This window comes from Tistrella mobilis (genome assembly GCF_039634785.1).
GTDB classification, from domain to species: Bacteria; Pseudomonadota; Alphaproteobacteria; order Tistrellales; family Tistrellaceae; genus Tistrella; species Tistrella mobilis.
The window spans coordinates 49,531-64,028 of the sequence record NZ_JBBIAB010000011.1 but is presented as its reverse complement, the minus strand read 5'-3'; the positions used below and the strand labels follow the sequence as shown (position 1 = coordinate 64,028).

Genomic DNA, 14,498 nt, shown 5'->3' with positions numbered 1-14,498 from the left:
GCGGGGTCAGCCGATCCGAAGGCTGGGGATCGGGACGCCGAACAGCACCAGGAGGCCGTAGAGGAGAGCGAACAGTACCAGGAAAACGAGATTCGACACGACGCCAGTCAGCACAGCAGACCAGAATCTTTCACCGTTCCGACCGCGCGCGGACCGATCAGCCTCAACAACCTGTTCAGCAAATGCATCGAGTGAGGATTGTGCATTGTCGACCAGCGTCGCCCAATGGCGGGCTGGCAGGCTCCGACGCCATTCAGCGAGCGCCATGGGGCTCGAATCACGTCCTTCATTATATCTTGCATAAATGTGATCGCGTTCATCCAGTCGATGCAGAGCATAGGCCACCAACCTGACGATATTGCTCTGATCCTTTCGGAGCAGACGCTCGAATGCCAGATCCTCATGATCACCACCCGCTGCGATATCAGGCATTCCGCCTCCGGGCCGCAGCCGTCGTTGCGAGCGATGTACGAGCGGCAGCGACCGCACGTTCCATGACGTCCGCCCGCAGGCTCCGTCTGAGTGCACCGTTATGCCCACGTACCAGCACGAACAACGACCTGGATGGCCGGTCGTCATCATCACCCGTCACGGGGCCTGAAGAACGGTCCATGCCCGATATGCCGCAGATCCTCCTGAGTGAAAGAGTCATGATGCAGTCTCCATCACAAGTGCGCCGTCACGAGGCGTCGGAGGTTGACGCCCCCCGTTACCGGAACATTTCGTGATCAGACGCCACCCGCGTCAAGGGAAAGAGACGGCATCCATGACGTTTACAACGGTTGATCCCGGCCACAGCCTCAGAACTCAACGCCCGCCTGCGCCTTCACGCCGTCGCGGAAGGGATGCTTGATCATGGTCATTTCGGTCACCAGATCGGCGGCCTCGATCAGCGCATCGGGGGCATTGCGGCCGGTGGCGATGACATGGGTGTCCGGGTGGCGGCGCGACAGGCCCTCGACCACCTCTTCGACCGGCAGATAGCCATAGCGGAGCACGATGTTGATCTCGTCCATCAGCACCATGCGATAAGACGGATCGGCCAGCATCTCCAGCGTCGCATCCCAGGCGGCGCGGGCGGCGGCGATGTCGCGGGCGCGGTCCTGGGTTTCCCAGGTGAAGCCTTCGCCAAGTGCCTTGATCGTCACCTGGTCGGGAAAGCGCTCCAGCACCGTGCGCTCGCCGGTGTCCCAGGCGCCCTTGACGTACTGGACGATCCCCACCTTGAAGCCGTGGCCGATCGCGCGCAGCACCATGCCGAAGGCGGCGGTCGACTTGCCCTTGCCCTTGCCGGTATGGACGATCAGCAGCCCCTTCTCGATGGTCTTGCCGGCGACGATCTTGTCGCGCACCGCCTTCTTCTTCGCCATCTTCTCGGCATGGCGGCGGTCCTGATCCTCGGGCAGTGCGTCGGCAGCGGTGGGGGCAGCGGTGGCGGGGGGGGTCTCGGAAGCCTCGGTCACGGGGTGGTCTCCCTGGTGGCGCGCGCCTCGGCGCGGAGTTGGGCGAGTTCGTCCTGAACGGCATTGCGGGCGGGCTGCCAGAGCCCGCGCTCGATCGCCTCGGCAAAACGGGCGGCCATTTCGTCCAGCGCCGGGCGGTTGGCGTCGGCGATGAAGTCGCGCACCCGCGGATCGCCCAGATAGGCGTCGTAGAGCTGATCGAAATGATGGCCCTTCACCGCATCGGTGGTGGCGGCGAAGGCGAAGAGATAGTCGACCGTCGCCGCCATCTCGAAGGCGCCCTTGTAGCCGTGGCGCATCACGCCCTCGATCCATTTCGGGTTGGCGGCACGGCCGCGCACCACCCGGCCGATTTCAGCATCCAGGCTGCGGATCACCGGCAGCTCGGGCCGGCTGTGATCGGGGTGCCAGACCGCGGGCGCCTTGCCCGACAGCGCTTCGACCGCAGCGGCGGCGCCGCCTTCGAACTGGTAATAGTCGTCGCTGTCGAGCAGGTCGTGCTCGCGATTGTCCTGGTTCTGGACCACGGCATCGGCGCGCGACAGCGCCGCCTCGAACAGCGCCCTGGCGCCCTCGCCCTCGGCGCCGGCACCATAGGCATGGCCGCCCCAGGTGAGATAGGCCTCGGCCAGATCGGCCCGGCCGGACCAGCCGCCCTCGTCGATCAGCGCCTGAAGCCCGGCACCATAGGCGCCGGGGGCCGAGCCGAAGATCCGGAAGCCGGCGGCACGCCGGGCGAGGCCGGGTTCCATGCCGTCGGCCACAAAGCCCGCTTCCTGGTCGCGCATTGCAGCCGCGATCGGGTTGGTCTCGTCATCCTCGTCGTCGAGCGCCGCGACGGCCCGCACCGCGCTGTCGAAGAGGTCGATCTGGGCCGGGAAGGCATCGCGGAAGAAGCCCGAGACGCGGAGCACGACATCCACCCGCGGCCGGCCCAGAACCCCCGCCGGCAGCACTTCGAAGCCGATCACCCGGCCCGAGGCGTCGTCCCAGCGCGGCCGGGCCCCGATCAGGGCCAGCGCCTGGGCGATGTCGTCGCCGCCGGTGCGCATATTGGCGGTGCCCCAGGCGGTCAGCACCATCCGCCGCGGCCAGTCGCCCTGTTCCTGAACATGGGCATCGACCAGCATGCCGGCCGATTTCCAACCCAGCGCCCAGGCGGCCGGCGTGGGCAGTGCCCGGCTGTCGACCGAGAAGAAATTGCGCCCGGTGGGCAGCACTTCGGGCCGGCCGCGGGTCGGTGCCCCCGAGGGGCCCGGGGGCACGAACCGGCCGTCGAGCCCGGCGAGCAGCGCGGCCATCTCGGCGCCCCCGCAGGCATCGAGCGCGGGGCCGATCACCGTCTCCGCCGTCTTCAGCACGGCCGCGGTGTCCGTCCAGGCGGGGTCGCAGGCGATCTCTCCCGCCACCAGCGCGCGCGCCAGGGTCTCCAGCCGCTCGACCGTATCGCCCAGGCTGCGCCAGCCGGCGGAGGGCCCCAGCACCGCCGGGCGCGGCCCCGTCCAGGGGGCGGCGAAATCGCGCGACAGCGGGTCGAAACCGTCGGCCATCAGCCCCAGATCGCGGGCGAGCGCCCGCAGGATCGAGGCATCGCCGCCCTCGCCCGCATGGCGGGGGCTGCGCAGAATGGCGACCAGCAGATCCAGGCGCCGGGCCGCATCGGGGCTTTCGCCGAAGATGTGCAGCCCGTCGCGGATCTGAAGTTCCTTCAGGTCGCAGAGATGGGCGTCGATCCGGGCCAGCGCCGCCTCTTCGGCCATGCCGGTTTCCACGCCGCAATCCCGGTCCAGCCCCAGCCTCGCCGCCTCGGCGACGATGCCGCGGCCAAGCTCGGGCAGGCGGCGCGGATCCATGCCCGCCGCCTCGTAATATTCGTCGACCAGCGCCTCAAGCCGGCCGAGCGGGCCATAGGTGCCGGCGCGGGTCAGCGGCGGGGTCAGGTGGTCGACCACCACCGCGCCGATCCGGCGCTTGGCCTGCGAGCCCTCGCCCGGATCATTGACGATGAAGGGATAGAGATTGGGCACGGGGCCCAGCACCGCCTCGGGCAGGCAATCGGCCGAAAGCGCCAGCGCCTTGCCCGGCAGCCATTCCAGATTGCCGTGCTTGCCGACATGGACGATCGCATGGGCATCGAAATCCCGCCGCGCCCAGCCATAAAAGGCGACATAGCCATGGGGCGGCGGCAGGGCCGGGTCGTGATAGCTCTCGGACGGATCGATGTTGTAGCCGCGCGCCGGCTGCACGGCGACCGCGACCTTGCCGAACAGGTGCACCGGCAGGCGGAAGGCGCCCTCGGCCACGAAGGGGTCGGCCTCGGGCGCGCCCCAGCGATCCCCGATCCGGGCGGCCGCGCCGGGTGACAGCGTCTTAAAATGTGACCGGTAGCTGTCGATGCTCCAGGCGATGCCGCCCTGACGATCGCGGGTCAGATCATTGGTCGGCCCGGCCAGCAGGCGGGCCATCAGCGCGGCACCCTCAGTGGGTGCATCGCCGGTGTCATAGCCCGCATCCTTCAGCGCCGCCAGGATCCGGACCACACTCTCGGGCGTGTCGAGCCCGACGCCGTTGCCCAGCCGGCCATCGCGGTTGGGATAATTGGCGATGACCAGCAGCACCCGGCGGTCGGCCGCCGCCGTGCGCGCAAGCCGCACCCAGGCGGCGGCCAGCGCCGCCACATGGTCGATCCGGTCGGGCCGGGGCGCCTGAACCAGGATCGGGCATTCGGTCGCCTCGTCCCAGCGCGCCTCGGCCTTGAAGGCGACGGCGCGGGTCAGCACCCGGCCGTCGATTTCGGGCAGGGCGACATGCATGGCCAGGTCCGACGGGCCCAGCCCCCGGCTGCTGCCGGCCCAGGCCGCCTCGGACGCGCCGGACAGCACCACCTGCAGCACCGGGCCGGGCAGGCCGTCGAAGGGGGTGCGCGCCGCGCCCCGGCCATTGGCATCGCCCAGCGCGAAAGCGGTGGTGTTCAGCACGATCGCGGCCTTCGCCCGCTCCAGCGCCGCGCGCACGAAAGCGGCCGCCGCGGGGTCTTTCAGGCTTTGGGCGTGGACCATCAGCGGCGCCAGACCGCGCGCCTCCAGCCCCGAGGCCAGCGCCTCCACCGCCGCCGTCTGGCCGCCGAGCGCCAGAGAGCGGTAGAAGACGATCGCCGCCACCGGCCGGCCGCCCGCCGCCAGGGCGTCGATGCGCGCCAGATCCGCCCCGGTCAGCCCGGCATCGGCCGGGACGGCGCCGGTGGTCGCCGGATGCAGCCCCGCCGGCGGCAGCCTGACGGGTGCGGGGCCGGGCACATCCCGCCGGCCCAGCAGATGCTGCGCATGGATCAGCAGACCGGCGGCATTGTCGATGCCATAGCCGTTGAAATAGGACCAGATCAGCGCCCGCTCCCGCGCCGAGACGGTCGACAGGCCGTCGAGCGAACTGTCCGGCCGGTCGTCGCCGGGAATGACCACCAGTGCGATCGAGCGGCTGCGGGCCAGCGCCGTCAGCCGCTCCAGCCCATAGGACCAGTAGGCGGCGCCGCCCAGCAGGCGCACGATCACCAGCCGGGCGCGGGCCAGCGTGCGGTCGACCCAGAGATCGACCGACATCGGGTGCTTCAGCCGCTGAAGGTTGACCAGCCGAAGATCGGGCGCATCGGCGCCCAGCCGGGCCTTCGCGGCCGAAAGGCAGGCGAGTTCGGTATCCGCAGCCGTGACCACGACCATCTCTGCCGGGCTCTGGCGGAGGTCGATCGCCTCGTCGCCATCGTCGATCCGGCCGGGTTCGGCTGCAAGCAGATGCATGACGCCGGTACCCTCAGCTTGCCGGACGGCCGCCGAGGGCTTCGGCCACCGCGGCGGGATCCAGCCCCTGGGCCCCGATCACCACCAGGCGCGAGCGGCGGGCCTCGCCCGGCTGCCAGGGCCGGTCGAACTGCTGCTGCAGCCGCGGGCCCACGCCCTGAACCAGCAGGCGCATGGCCTTGCCCGGCACGGCCACGAAGCCCTTCACGCGATAGATCGGGTGCGCCTCGACCGCGGCCCCGATGCGGCCCGGCAGGGCCTCGTGATCCACGCCCTCCGGCAGTTCGACCACGAAGCTCGCAAAGGCGTCGTGGCCGTGCTCTTCCTCGCTCTCGCCGTCGTGATGGCTGGGGCGGGCGGCAAGATCGTCCTCGACCGCCGCCCCCAGGCCCAGCAGCACGGCCGGGTCGACCATGCCGCGCGCGGCCTCCACCACCCGGGTGGCGGGGCGAAGCTCGGGCGCGATCGCGGCCCGGGCCCGGGCCATGCCATCGGCGTCCAGCATGTCGGCCTTGGTCACCACCACCATGTCGGCGCAGGCCAGCTGATCCTCGAACAGCTCGTCGACCTCGGCCTCGTGATCCAGGGTCTGGTCGGCGGCGCGCTGGCGGTCCAGCGCCTCGGGGTCGTTGGCGACCCGGCCCTCGGCCAGGGCGGCGCCGTCGACCACCGCGATCACGCCGTCGACGGTGGCGCGGGTCTTCACCCCCGGCCAGGCGAAGGCCTGGACCAGCGGCTTGGGCAGGGCCAGACCGCTGGTTTCGATGATGATGTGATCGGGCCGCGGCTCGCGGGCGAGCAGGGCTTCCATGGTCGGCAGGAAGTCGTCGGCGACGGTGCAGCAGATACAGCCATTCGCCAGCTCGATCACGTTTTCATCTGGGCACGTGTCTATACCGCAACCCTTCAGCAGGTCGCCGTCGATGCCGACATCGCCGAATTCGTTGACGATCAGGGCCAGACGACGCCCGCCGGCATTCTCGATCAGATGCCGGATCAGCGTGGTCTTGCCCGCGCCCAGGAAGCCGGTGACGATCGTCGCAGGTATTTTCGCCCGGGTGCTCATGCGCGCCTCGCGTTGGTTCGATCCGATCGCGGCAACGGTAGAGGTCGAATGGCCGCGCCGTCAATCCACTCTCTGACAGCCGGTCCGGGCTGCGAAATCACGTTGCGCGCGCCGGATCGGGCCGCTAGCATCGTGCCCGCACGTGGTGCCACCCCGATCCAGGCGGAGGGGGTGGAGAATTGGGAAAGCGGTACGCGGAAGGCTCATAGCCCCGCAAAGCCGCTGCTGCCCCCGCAACGGTGTGGAAGCTTAAGGCCGTCGAAACCACTGGGTCGGAAGACCTGGGAAGGGACGGCCCCCGGCCCGGATCTCCGGTCCGGCTTCCGAGCCCGGATACCAGCCCGTGACATGACCGGCAGGCCGCGGTGGGCGGTGAGCGCTGATCCAGGGGGCCCCCTTGCGGACCTGCGGTCCGGCCGTCATCCGCCCCCGTTCCGGATCCGTTTACAGACCAGTTAGCTGCGGTCGCTGTCCCGTTCCGTCGACGAGGATGCGACCCTGTTTATGCGTTTGACCTATTGGATTCAGGGGCTTGCAGCCCTGCCACCCCTCCTCGGCGCAGGTCTGGCCGGGGCGGCGGAAACCCGTCTCGACCCCCTGGCGGTTGAAGCGCCGGGCATCGAGGAGACGGCGACGTCAGACCTCGCGCGCCTGGGCTGGGAGATGGAGGTGGTGACCCGCGAGCAGATCGAGCGGGCCGGCCCGTCCGCCGACGTCACCCGGGTGCTGCAGCGCTATGTGCCGGGGCTCTACGTCGCCCCCAAGACGGGCCCCTTCGACTACGCGACCTATTCGCTGCGCGGCTCCAGATCGGCGGATATCCTGATCCTGCTCGACGGGGTGCGGCTCAACAACCGGCTCTATGGCGGGCTTTACATCGACACGATATCGACCGCCGCGATCGAGCGAATCGAGGTGGTGAAAGGCGCCCAGGGGCTGATCTTCGGCACCGAGGCGGTCGCCGGGGTGATCAACATCGTCACCCGCCGGGTGACCGGCGACGACCCGGAGGGCGCAATCTCGGCCGGGCTCGCCACCGACGGCGCCCGCCATCTCGACGGCCGGGCGGGGGACCGCTTCCCGAACGCACTCGGCGCCCTGGATCTGATGGTCTTCGGCTCCCACGACCAGAGCAACGGCTACATCCCCTATCGCAGCGAGGATATCGAGGCCACGGTCAGCGACCGCCGCCGGTCCTATCGCGTCGCCAATCTGGGCTTTCGCGCCACCCAGCATCTGGGCGATACCGCACGCGCGGATCTGTTCTACCAGTATGCCGCGGGCAAGCTGGACTTCGCCAAACCCTATGCCAACCGCGACGTCTTTAACGACCGCACCCAGCACATCGCCACCGCCAGTTTCGAGCATGCGCCGAGCGCCGCCTTCGACTATGCGCTCCGCGCCCATCTGAACGTCTGGGACACGGACTATACCCGCATCCACAACCTGGACGGCGGCGGCACGACCACAGTCAATGACGGCGACTATTGGGGCTTCAAGGATTACGGCCTGAAGGCTCAGGGCCGCTGGCGGTTCGCCGGACAGGAACTGCTGTTCGGGGCCGACAGCCAGTTCTACCGGGGCGCCGATGACGTTCTGGTCATCGGCAGGCAGACGGGTGAGGCCTATGGGCTGTTCACCCAGTTCCGGCCGCATCTGGATGCCCTGCCCGAAACCGATCTGTCGATCGGCACCCGCTACAACTGGACGGCCGACGGCGCCGAGGCCCTGGTCTGGTCGGCCAGCATCCGCCAGGGTTTCGGCCCGGCCTTCATCCGCGCGCTTGCCGGCACCTCCTTCCGCCTGCCCACCGCTGAGCAGCTCTACGCCAACGACGATTGCTGCGCCAGGGGCAATCCGGGCCTCGATCCCGAGACCAGCCGCGAGGTGGAGCTGGGCGGCGGCGTCGAATTCGATCTCGGCCGCGATGCCCGGCTCACCCTGGAAGCCACGGCCTTCCGCCGCGAGATCGACGACATGATCGACGGCTCCGGCGACCGCTTCGTCAACGTTTCCGAAGGCGTGCTCTCGGAAGGCGTGGAGCTGGAGGCCGGGCTCGATTTCGCCCGGGGCTGGTCGACCGGGGCCGGGGTCACCTTCGTCTCGACCGAGCGCCGGGACACCGGGCTGCAGCTCGACAACATCCCGACCCGCCACGGCTTCGTCCGGATCGGCTATGAGACGCCGGATGACACGCGGGGCTTTGCGCCGGGCGACAGTTGGGGTGGCGATCTCTATGCCCGCCATGTCGGCAATGTCCGCGCCCGCGGGGTCGACTATGGCGACTATGTCGTCTTCGATGCCTCGGGCTTCTATGCCTTCGGCCCGAAAGGCGCACATCGGCTGACCCTGACGGTCGAAAACCTCTTCGACCGCGACTATGCCACCGGCCGCGCCGGAACCGGCACGCCCGGCCGTTCTGTCGATCAGCTGGGCCGGCCGCTCACCGCAGAGCTGCGCTATGGCTACAGTTTCTGAGCGATCCCCCGATCTGGTCCTCCTGCTGGTCCGCCGCGGCTATGGCAGCCCGCGGCGGCTGGAAACGCTGCGGGCGGCGGTGGCGGAACGTCTGGCCGGCGAGACCGGCTTTTCCGGACCGGTGGTGCTGGGGTTTGCCGAACTGGCCGTCCCGTCGGTCTCGGACGCCCTGGACATGTTCGCCGATCGGGGCAGGATCCGGGTGCTGGTGGTCGATCTGATCGTGCCTGCGGATATGAGCCTGCGGGGCTGGCTGCCCGGCGCGCTGCACGACTGGGCCAACCGCCGGGGCGTCGCACTCGACATCGCCTTTTCGGACCCGGTGGACGGCGACCCCGCCTTCGTCTCGGCGGTGGTCTCGCGGATCACCGGCGGGGCGGCGGAAGATGTCCGCCAGAGCCCCGCCACCGACAGCCGGCCGTCCTGGAACGACCCGCCGGACCATGCCGTCCATCTCTTCGCCTGCGACGGGCCGCGCTGCGCCCATCGCGGATCGGGCGCCGTCTGGGCGGCGATGCTGGCGGCGCTGGAAGAGGCGGGGCTGCGCGGCAAGACGGCGGAGCGGGTGATGGTCACGCGCACCCGCTGCCTTTATCCCTGCAATCGCGGGCCGGTGGCGACGCTGCATCCGGGCGGTTTCTGGTATGCGGTCCCCGATGCCGAGGCCGCCCGCCGGATCGCGGTCGAGCATCTGAAGAACGGCCGGCCGGTGGCCGATCTGCTGTTCCGGGAGGGTGGCAGGTGACGCGGCTGGCCGCCGCCCTGCTGCTGCTCTGCCTGGGCGTCATGGCCGGTCCGGCCCGGGCGGCGGATGCCTGCGGCAACCCGCCCCTGCCCGACAGCCCGCCAGAGCGGGTGGTGGTGGCGCATCAGCACGCGATCGAAATCCTGCTCGCGCTCGGCGTCACCGACCGGATCGTCGCCGCCGGCTATCTCGACGATGCCCTGCCGCCTGATCTTCAGGCCGGCTTCGACCGCATCCCGGTCAGATTCGACCGTTATCTCGCCACCGAAGCGGTGGTGGGCCTGCTGCCGGATCTCGTGCTCGGCGGCTTCGCCGCGGCTTTCGGCATCGGCGGGCTGGGCCCGCGCGAAACCTTCGCGGGGCTCGGCATGCCGACCCATGTGCTCGCCTCGGGCTGCATGACCGCAGGCGATGATCCGGTCGCAACCGCCATCGCCGATATCCGGCAGATGGGTGCGCTGTTCGATCGGCGGCAAAGGGCCGATGCGCTCGTGGCGGAGATCGAGGCCGGGCTGGCGGCCCTGACGCCCGGGCCGGCCGTGACCGTCTTCATCTATGACGGCGGCGAGAAGACCCCCTATACCGTCGGTCGCGACGGCCTGCTCACCCGCCTGCTCGCCCGTGCCGGTGCGCGCAACGCCTTCGACGACACGCCCGGCCGCTGGGCGACGGTGTCGTGGGAAGCCGTGCTCGCCCGGGATCCGGATCTGATCCTGCTGGTCGACACCGCCGCCGACCCGGCACCCCTGAAAGAGCGGCGGCTCCGCGCCGATCCCGCCCTGGCCGGTCTGCATGCCCTGCAGACGGGCCAGGTCGCGACCCTCGCCTTTTCCGAAACCGTCGCCGGCATCCGCACCGGCCTGGCCGCCCGCCATCTGGCACGGATCCTGGCTGCAACCCGCCCCGGCGGGTAGGCATCAGGGGAGGCCGTCCAGCACCAGCCGGTGTGCGACGCGGTCCCGGCCGGCGTCCTTGGCGTCGTAGAGCGCCCGGTCCGCCTCGATCAGCAGGGGGGAGGGCCCGGCGCCGCAATCCGTCGTCACCGCAACGCCGATGCTGACGGTCACGCATAGCAGCCGACCATCCGGCAGATCCATCGCCTGGTCGGCAATGGCCCGTCGCACCCGCTCGGCCAGGGCCACGGCCTCGTCCGCCGCCATGGCCGGCAGGATGGCGGCAAATTCCTCGCCCCCCACCCGGGCGAAGAGATCCCCCGGGCGCAGCATCGCGGATGCCTTGCGGGCAAACACCCGCAACACCTCGTCGCCCGTGGCATGGCCGTGATTGTCGTTGATCGCCTTGAACCGGTCGATGTCGAGCATCATCGCCGCCACCGGATGTCCGGCGGCAGCGGCCCGGCCCATGGCCTTGCGGGCCTCGCGGTCGAATTGCCGCCGGTTGGCGACCCCGGTCAGCTGGTCGCGGGTGGCCATGTCGTGCAGGCGCTGCATCATCACCGCCCGATCGGTCATGACGCTGGAGATCGCGATCGGCGTCAGCGCGATCAGCGTCACGCCGATGCGCAGCGACATCAGCGCATGCTGCCCGGCAAGCTCCGAGCCCAGCGCGATCACACCGGTCGCGACGCCGATCAGCATCATGGCGCTGACACCAAAGGCGATCAGGGCGTTCACGAACAGGCCATAGCGCACCGCGCACCACAGCAGGGCCGGCACCGGAAAGGCGATCGCCCCCGGCCCGCCGATCAGCGCGGCAATCGCCGCCGATGCCGCAAGCGCGCCCAGCGGGGCCAGCATCCGCGCACGCAGACGCCCGTGCCACCGCAGCCCGTCGCGGGTGGGAATGGTCAGAACCACGGGCAGGATGGCGATGTAATTGATCAGCTCGGTCGCAAACCAGATCACCCAGCCGGTCACCGGCGGCTGATCGAACAGGATCGCATTGGCGATGGCACCGCCACAGCCGGCCGCGGCGGCGGCCAGGAAGATCACCAGGATCATCCGGATCACCGATGACGGCCGGCGCAGGCTGCGATCGGCGATGTCCAGATGCCGCGCGGCCAGATAGCCGGTGCAGATACCCGAAAGATTGGCCGCCGTCAGCAGCAGGGACGTGGCCGGATCGCTGCCGGTCACCAGATCGGCCGCCAGGAATCCCGCAATCCCGCCCAGCCAGCCCATCGGCCCCCCCAGCCATGGCCAGCGGATCATCAGGCCGAGCATCAGGGCGTTGGCGGGCCAGAACGCCGCCAGAAAACCGGGCTCGCGGGTCAGGATGCCGAACAGGGCGGCGAGGAACATGGTCACGCCGACCATCAGCGCCCCCCGTCCGGCCCGGATCACAATCGGCGCCCGCAGCTTGCCCATCGGCTGGTCGATCTCCACGACAGGTCAGGTGGCCCCTGACGGCCGGTGCTCCGCATCGGCAGGACCGCCCGATCCGTGACAGGTCAGGTGGCATCCGGAACTGTGCCGCAAACGAACTGTCCTGACCAGATTTCGCGTGGGTCCCCAGAGGCGGGACGCACCCGCCCGGGCGCGCCGATCCGCCGCAGATCCGGCGCTTGTCAGCGTCATCCGGCCGGCCCATAACATTCCCTGAAAATGCATCTATGGAGGCAGAGATGACCGCACATCCCGAAGGCGGGCCCGCCCGCCGCGAGGCGCTGACCCGCGAGGTGATGGCGGCAACCGGTCTTGACGACACGATGATCGGTCTGGTGGTCGACCGCTTCTACGACCGGGTGCGGGCCGATCCGGTGCTGGCGCCGCTCTTCGCCGCCCGGCTGTCGGATGCGGATTGGGGGCCGCATCTGGCGAAGATGAAGCGCTTCTGGGCGTCCCTCGCCCTGATGACCGGCGATTATCACGGCCGGCCGATGCAGGCCCATCTGCCGCTGCCGGTCTCGGGCGCCGATTTCGACCGCTGGCTCAACCTCTTCCGCGAGACCGCCACCGAACTCTGCACCCCCGCGGGTGCCGCCCTGCTGATCGACAAGGCCGAACGGGTCGCCGCCAGCCTGGAACTCGGCATCGCCGCCGGCCGCGGCCGCATGCTCCGCCGGGGCGAGCGGCTGCCGGCGATAACCGGCAGCCGCTGATCATCGGGGCAGAGGTTCGGTGCCTTCAGACAGGATCGTCATGAGGGCATCATAGGCGAACACCCGCCCACGCTTGCGCCCGGTCACTTCGCGCACGATTCCAAGTGTCTCGAGCTGGCCAAGAGCCGCGTTTACGGTGGGAGCGGACAGCCCCGTCGTCGCCGCCAGGCCGGCTGCCGTCACGAACGGCGTCTGTCGCAGAACCTCCAGAACCCTCAGCGCCGAATTCGGGTTCGACAGCCCGGACATCACCCGATCGCGATCGTTCCGGTGCAGGTCGAGAATCCGCTGGGCAGCGCCATAGGCCTGTTCTGCGGTCTGCGCGACGCCTTCGAGAAAGAAGGCGATCCAGCCTTCCCAGTCGCCGGCTTCCCGCACAGCCTGGAGATGGTCGTAATAGGCCCGTCGATGGGTCTTGAGATACAGGCTCAGATAGAGCAGCGGCTGGGCAAGGACTTCGGCCTGCAGCAGATACAGGATGACCAGCAGACGCCCGACGCGGCCATTGCCGTCCAGGAAGGGATGGATCGTCTCGAACTGCACATGAAGCATGGCGGCGCGGATGAGCGGCGGCAGGTTGTCGTCGGCGTGAATGAAGCGCTCCAGCGCATCCAGACAGGCATGCATCCTGTCGACGGGCGGCGGCACGAACATGGCATCCGACGGTCGCAGTCCGCCGATCTGGTTCTGCGTCCGCCGGAATTCACCGGGCGCCGCAGCCTCGCCCCGGCCGCTTCTGAGCAGGCGGGCATGCAGTTCGCGCACCAGCCTGAGCGAGAGCGGCAGATCCCGCAGGCGCTCCACGCCATAGATGAGCGCGTCGACGTAGTTGGAAACCTCTCGCACGTCATCGATCGGCATGCCCGCTTCTGCTGCGGCTTCAAAGCGGAGCAGGTCGGTCAGCGTGGATTGGGTGCCCTCGATCTGCGAAGACAGCAGCGCTTCCTTGCGGACATAGAGGTAGAGAAAGAGTTCCCGCCGGGGCAGCATCGACACGATGCCGTCCAGGCGCCCAAGCGCCCGATCCGCCCGGCCGAGCAGGGCCATGAAGGGAACCGGATCGACGGCTGGAACCGGCGGCAGGGCCGGCGGGATAAACGCCGACACCCGCTCGTTCATCACGACGATCGGAACCCGCTCTCCCAGGCGCCTCGGATCGACCACCATGCCCGCCAGACCTCTTATTTAAATTTTCGCGATTTTCTTTAATAAGCCCGCCGGCTGATTAAACGCCTTAAATAAGCGTGGGGCCAGCCCCTCGGCCGGCGGGGCCGGCTCAATAGACGACGTTGCGCAGAAAGCGCAGCAGGTCCGGGCCCTGGTTGACATAGGCGAAGGGGCGGTCGGTGGGGAAGGCGTGGAAATCGCCGGCCTCGACGAGGCGGGTGGTGCCGTCGACCTCCACGGTCAGGCGGCCTTCCAGCACATAGACCATATCCTGCCAGCCGGTGGGGTCGGGGCCCGAGGCATAGCGGTCGCCGGGGCCGAGCGACCAGAGCCAGAGTTCGGCCGCCTGGGCTGCCGCCACGCCGGTCAGCAGCGTGCCGCGGCTTTCGGGTGCTGCACCGGCCCAGGCGAGGGCGGCGATGCGGCCGCGATCCGCCGCCGGGTCGGGGCTGCGGACCAGGTCGACGAACAGCACGGCCAGCGCCGCCGCCAGCCGGTCGAGGGTGGCGAGGCTGACATTCGCGTCGCCGCGTTCGATGTTCACCAGCATCCGCCGGCTGACCCCGGCGCGCACGGCCAGCGCTTCCTGGCTCAACCCCGCCTCCTGGCGCAGCCGGCGCAGATTGCCCGCGACATGTTCCAGGATCGGCGGACGGTCCCCGTCTTGACTGTGCATTATATTGCCCATATCCTCCGCTCTGAGCAGTATACTACACCATGCTCCGTT

At 69.5% G+C, this 14,498-nt stretch carries 11 protein-coding genes and 1 riboswitch; of the genes, 4 read left to right on the top strand and 7 right to left on the bottom strand.

All coding sequences use genetic code 11. The features are described from left to right. Nucleotides 1–6 precede the first annotated feature (6 nt). The 4 genes from WI697_RS16690 to cobW form a co-directional block, all read right to left on the bottom strand. Nucleotides 7–432, bottom strand: a complete 426-nt coding sequence (locus tag WI697_RS16690) for a hypothetical protein (protein WP_156503125.1) — start codon at nt 430–432, stop codon at nt 7–9. A gap of 368 nt (nt 433–800) precedes the next feature. Next, nucleotides 801–1,406, bottom strand: coding sequence for a cob(I)yrinic acid a,c-diamide adenosyltransferase (cobO, locus tag WI697_RS16685; protein WP_062763574.1), 606 nt, complete (start codon nt 1,404–1,406; stop codon nt 801–803). A 53-nt stretch (nt 1,407–1,459) separates the two neighbouring features. Then, entirely contained in the window at nt 1,460–5,254 is a 3,795-nt protein-coding gene (gene cobN / locus WI697_RS16680; RefSeq protein ID WP_345959223.1) for a cobaltochelatase subunit CobN, read from the bottom strand. A 13-nt stretch (nt 5,255–5,267) separates the two neighbouring features. Further along, nucleotides 5,268–6,320, bottom strand: a complete 1,053-nt coding sequence (gene cobW, locus WI697_RS16675; protein ID WP_014746275.1) for a cobalamin biosynthesis protein CobW — start codon at nt 6,318–6,320, stop codon at nt 5,268–5,270. A 125-nt stretch (nt 6,321–6,445) separates the two neighbouring features. Further along, nucleotides 6,446–6,679: riboswitch (cobalamin riboswitch) on the top strand. Nucleotides 6,680–6,824: 145 nt separating this feature from the next. Here cobW and WI697_RS16670 point away from each other — a divergent pair. From WI697_RS16670 to WI697_RS16660, 3 genes are read left to right on the top strand one after another with little or no spacing between them, the layout of a single operon-like run. Beyond that, on the top strand, nt 6,825–8,798 hold the full coding sequence (locus WI697_RS16670) for a TonB-dependent receptor plug domain-containing protein (protein WP_345959222.1): 1,974 nt from the start codon (nt 6,825–6,827) through the stop codon (nt 8,796–8,798). Continuing rightward, nucleotides 8,782–9,543 carry a hypothetical protein gene (locus WI697_RS16665; protein ID WP_345959221.1) on the top strand — a complete coding sequence of 254 codons (762 nt, stop codon included), beginning with the start codon at nt 8,782–8,784 and terminating at the stop codon, nt 9,541–9,543. The genes WI697_RS16670 and WI697_RS16665 overlap by 17 nt, the downstream gene beginning before the upstream one ends. Next, nucleotides 9,540–10,457: an ABC transporter substrate-binding protein gene (locus WI697_RS16660; protein ID WP_345959220.1), complete on the top strand. Its 918-nt coding sequence runs from the start codon at nt 9,540–9,542 to the stop codon at nt 10,455–10,457. Before WI697_RS16665 ends, WI697_RS16660 begins: the two co-directional genes overlap by 4 nt. Nucleotides 10,458–10,460: 3 nt before the next feature. Here WI697_RS16660 and WI697_RS16655 read toward each other — a convergent pair whose 3' ends face one another. Continuing rightward, nucleotides 10,461–11,870, bottom strand: coding sequence for a sensor domain-containing diguanylate cyclase (locus WI697_RS16655; RefSeq protein ID WP_345959219.1), 1,410 nt, complete (start codon nt 11,868–11,870; stop codon nt 10,461–10,463). 257 nt (nt 11,871–12,127) lie between these two features. Here WI697_RS16655 and WI697_RS16650 point away from each other — a divergent pair, with 257 nt between their 5' ends. Further along, nucleotides 12,128–12,604, top strand: coding sequence for a group III truncated hemoglobin (locus WI697_RS16650; RefSeq protein ID WP_345959218.1), 477 nt, complete (start codon nt 12,128–12,130; stop codon nt 12,602–12,604). Here the strand turns inward: WI697_RS16650 and WI697_RS16645 are convergent, their stop codons facing one another. Both WI697_RS16645 and WI697_RS16640 read right to left on the bottom strand, forming a co-directional pair. Then, nucleotides 12,605–13,771 carry a Fic family protein gene (locus tag WI697_RS16645; protein ID WP_345959217.1) on the bottom strand — a complete coding sequence of 389 codons (1,167 nt, stop codon included), beginning with the start codon at nt 13,769–13,771 and terminating at the stop codon, nt 12,605–12,607. A gap of 109 nt (nt 13,772–13,880) precedes the next feature. Further along, a complete protein-coding gene (locus WI697_RS16640; protein ID WP_345959216.1) occupies nt 13,881–14,447 on the bottom strand; it encodes a helix-turn-helix domain-containing protein in 567 nt (188 codons plus the stop codon). Between the last annotated feature and the right edge of the window lie 51 nt (nt 14,448–14,498).

Coding starts and splice junctions, on each gene's coding strand:
- WI697_RS16690 (WP_156503125.1), bottom strand. CDS start 432: ATGCCTGATATCGCAGCGGGTGGTGATCATGAGGATCTGGCATTCGAG.
- cobN (WP_345959223.1), bottom strand. CDS start 5,254: ATGCATCTGCTTGCAGCCGAACCCGGCCGGATCGACGATGGCGACGAG.
- cobW (WP_014746275.1), bottom strand. CDS start 6,320: ATGAGCACCCGGGCGAAAATACCTGCGACGATCGTCACCGGCTTCCTG.
- WI697_RS16670 (WP_345959222.1), top strand. CDS start 6,825: ATGCGTTTGACCTATTGGATTCAGGGGCTTGCAGCCCTGCCACCCCTC.
- WI697_RS16665 (WP_345959221.1), top strand. CDS start 8,782: ATGGCTACAGTTTCTGAGCGATCCCCCGATCTGGTCCTCCTGCTGGTC.
- WI697_RS16655 (WP_345959219.1), bottom strand. CDS start 11,870: ATGGGCAAGCTGCGGGCGCCGATTGTGATCCGGGCCGGACGGGGGGCG.
- WI697_RS16650 (WP_345959218.1), top strand. CDS start 12,128: ATGACCGCACATCCCGAAGGCGGGCCCGCCCGCCGCGAGGCGCTGACC.
- WI697_RS16645 (WP_345959217.1), bottom strand. CDS start 13,771: ATGGTGGTCGATCCGAGGCGCCTGGGAGAGCGGGTTCCGATCGTCGTG.
- WI697_RS16640 (WP_345959216.1), bottom strand. CDS start 14,447: ATGCACAGTCAAGACGGGGACCGTCCGCCGATCCTGGAACATGTCGCG.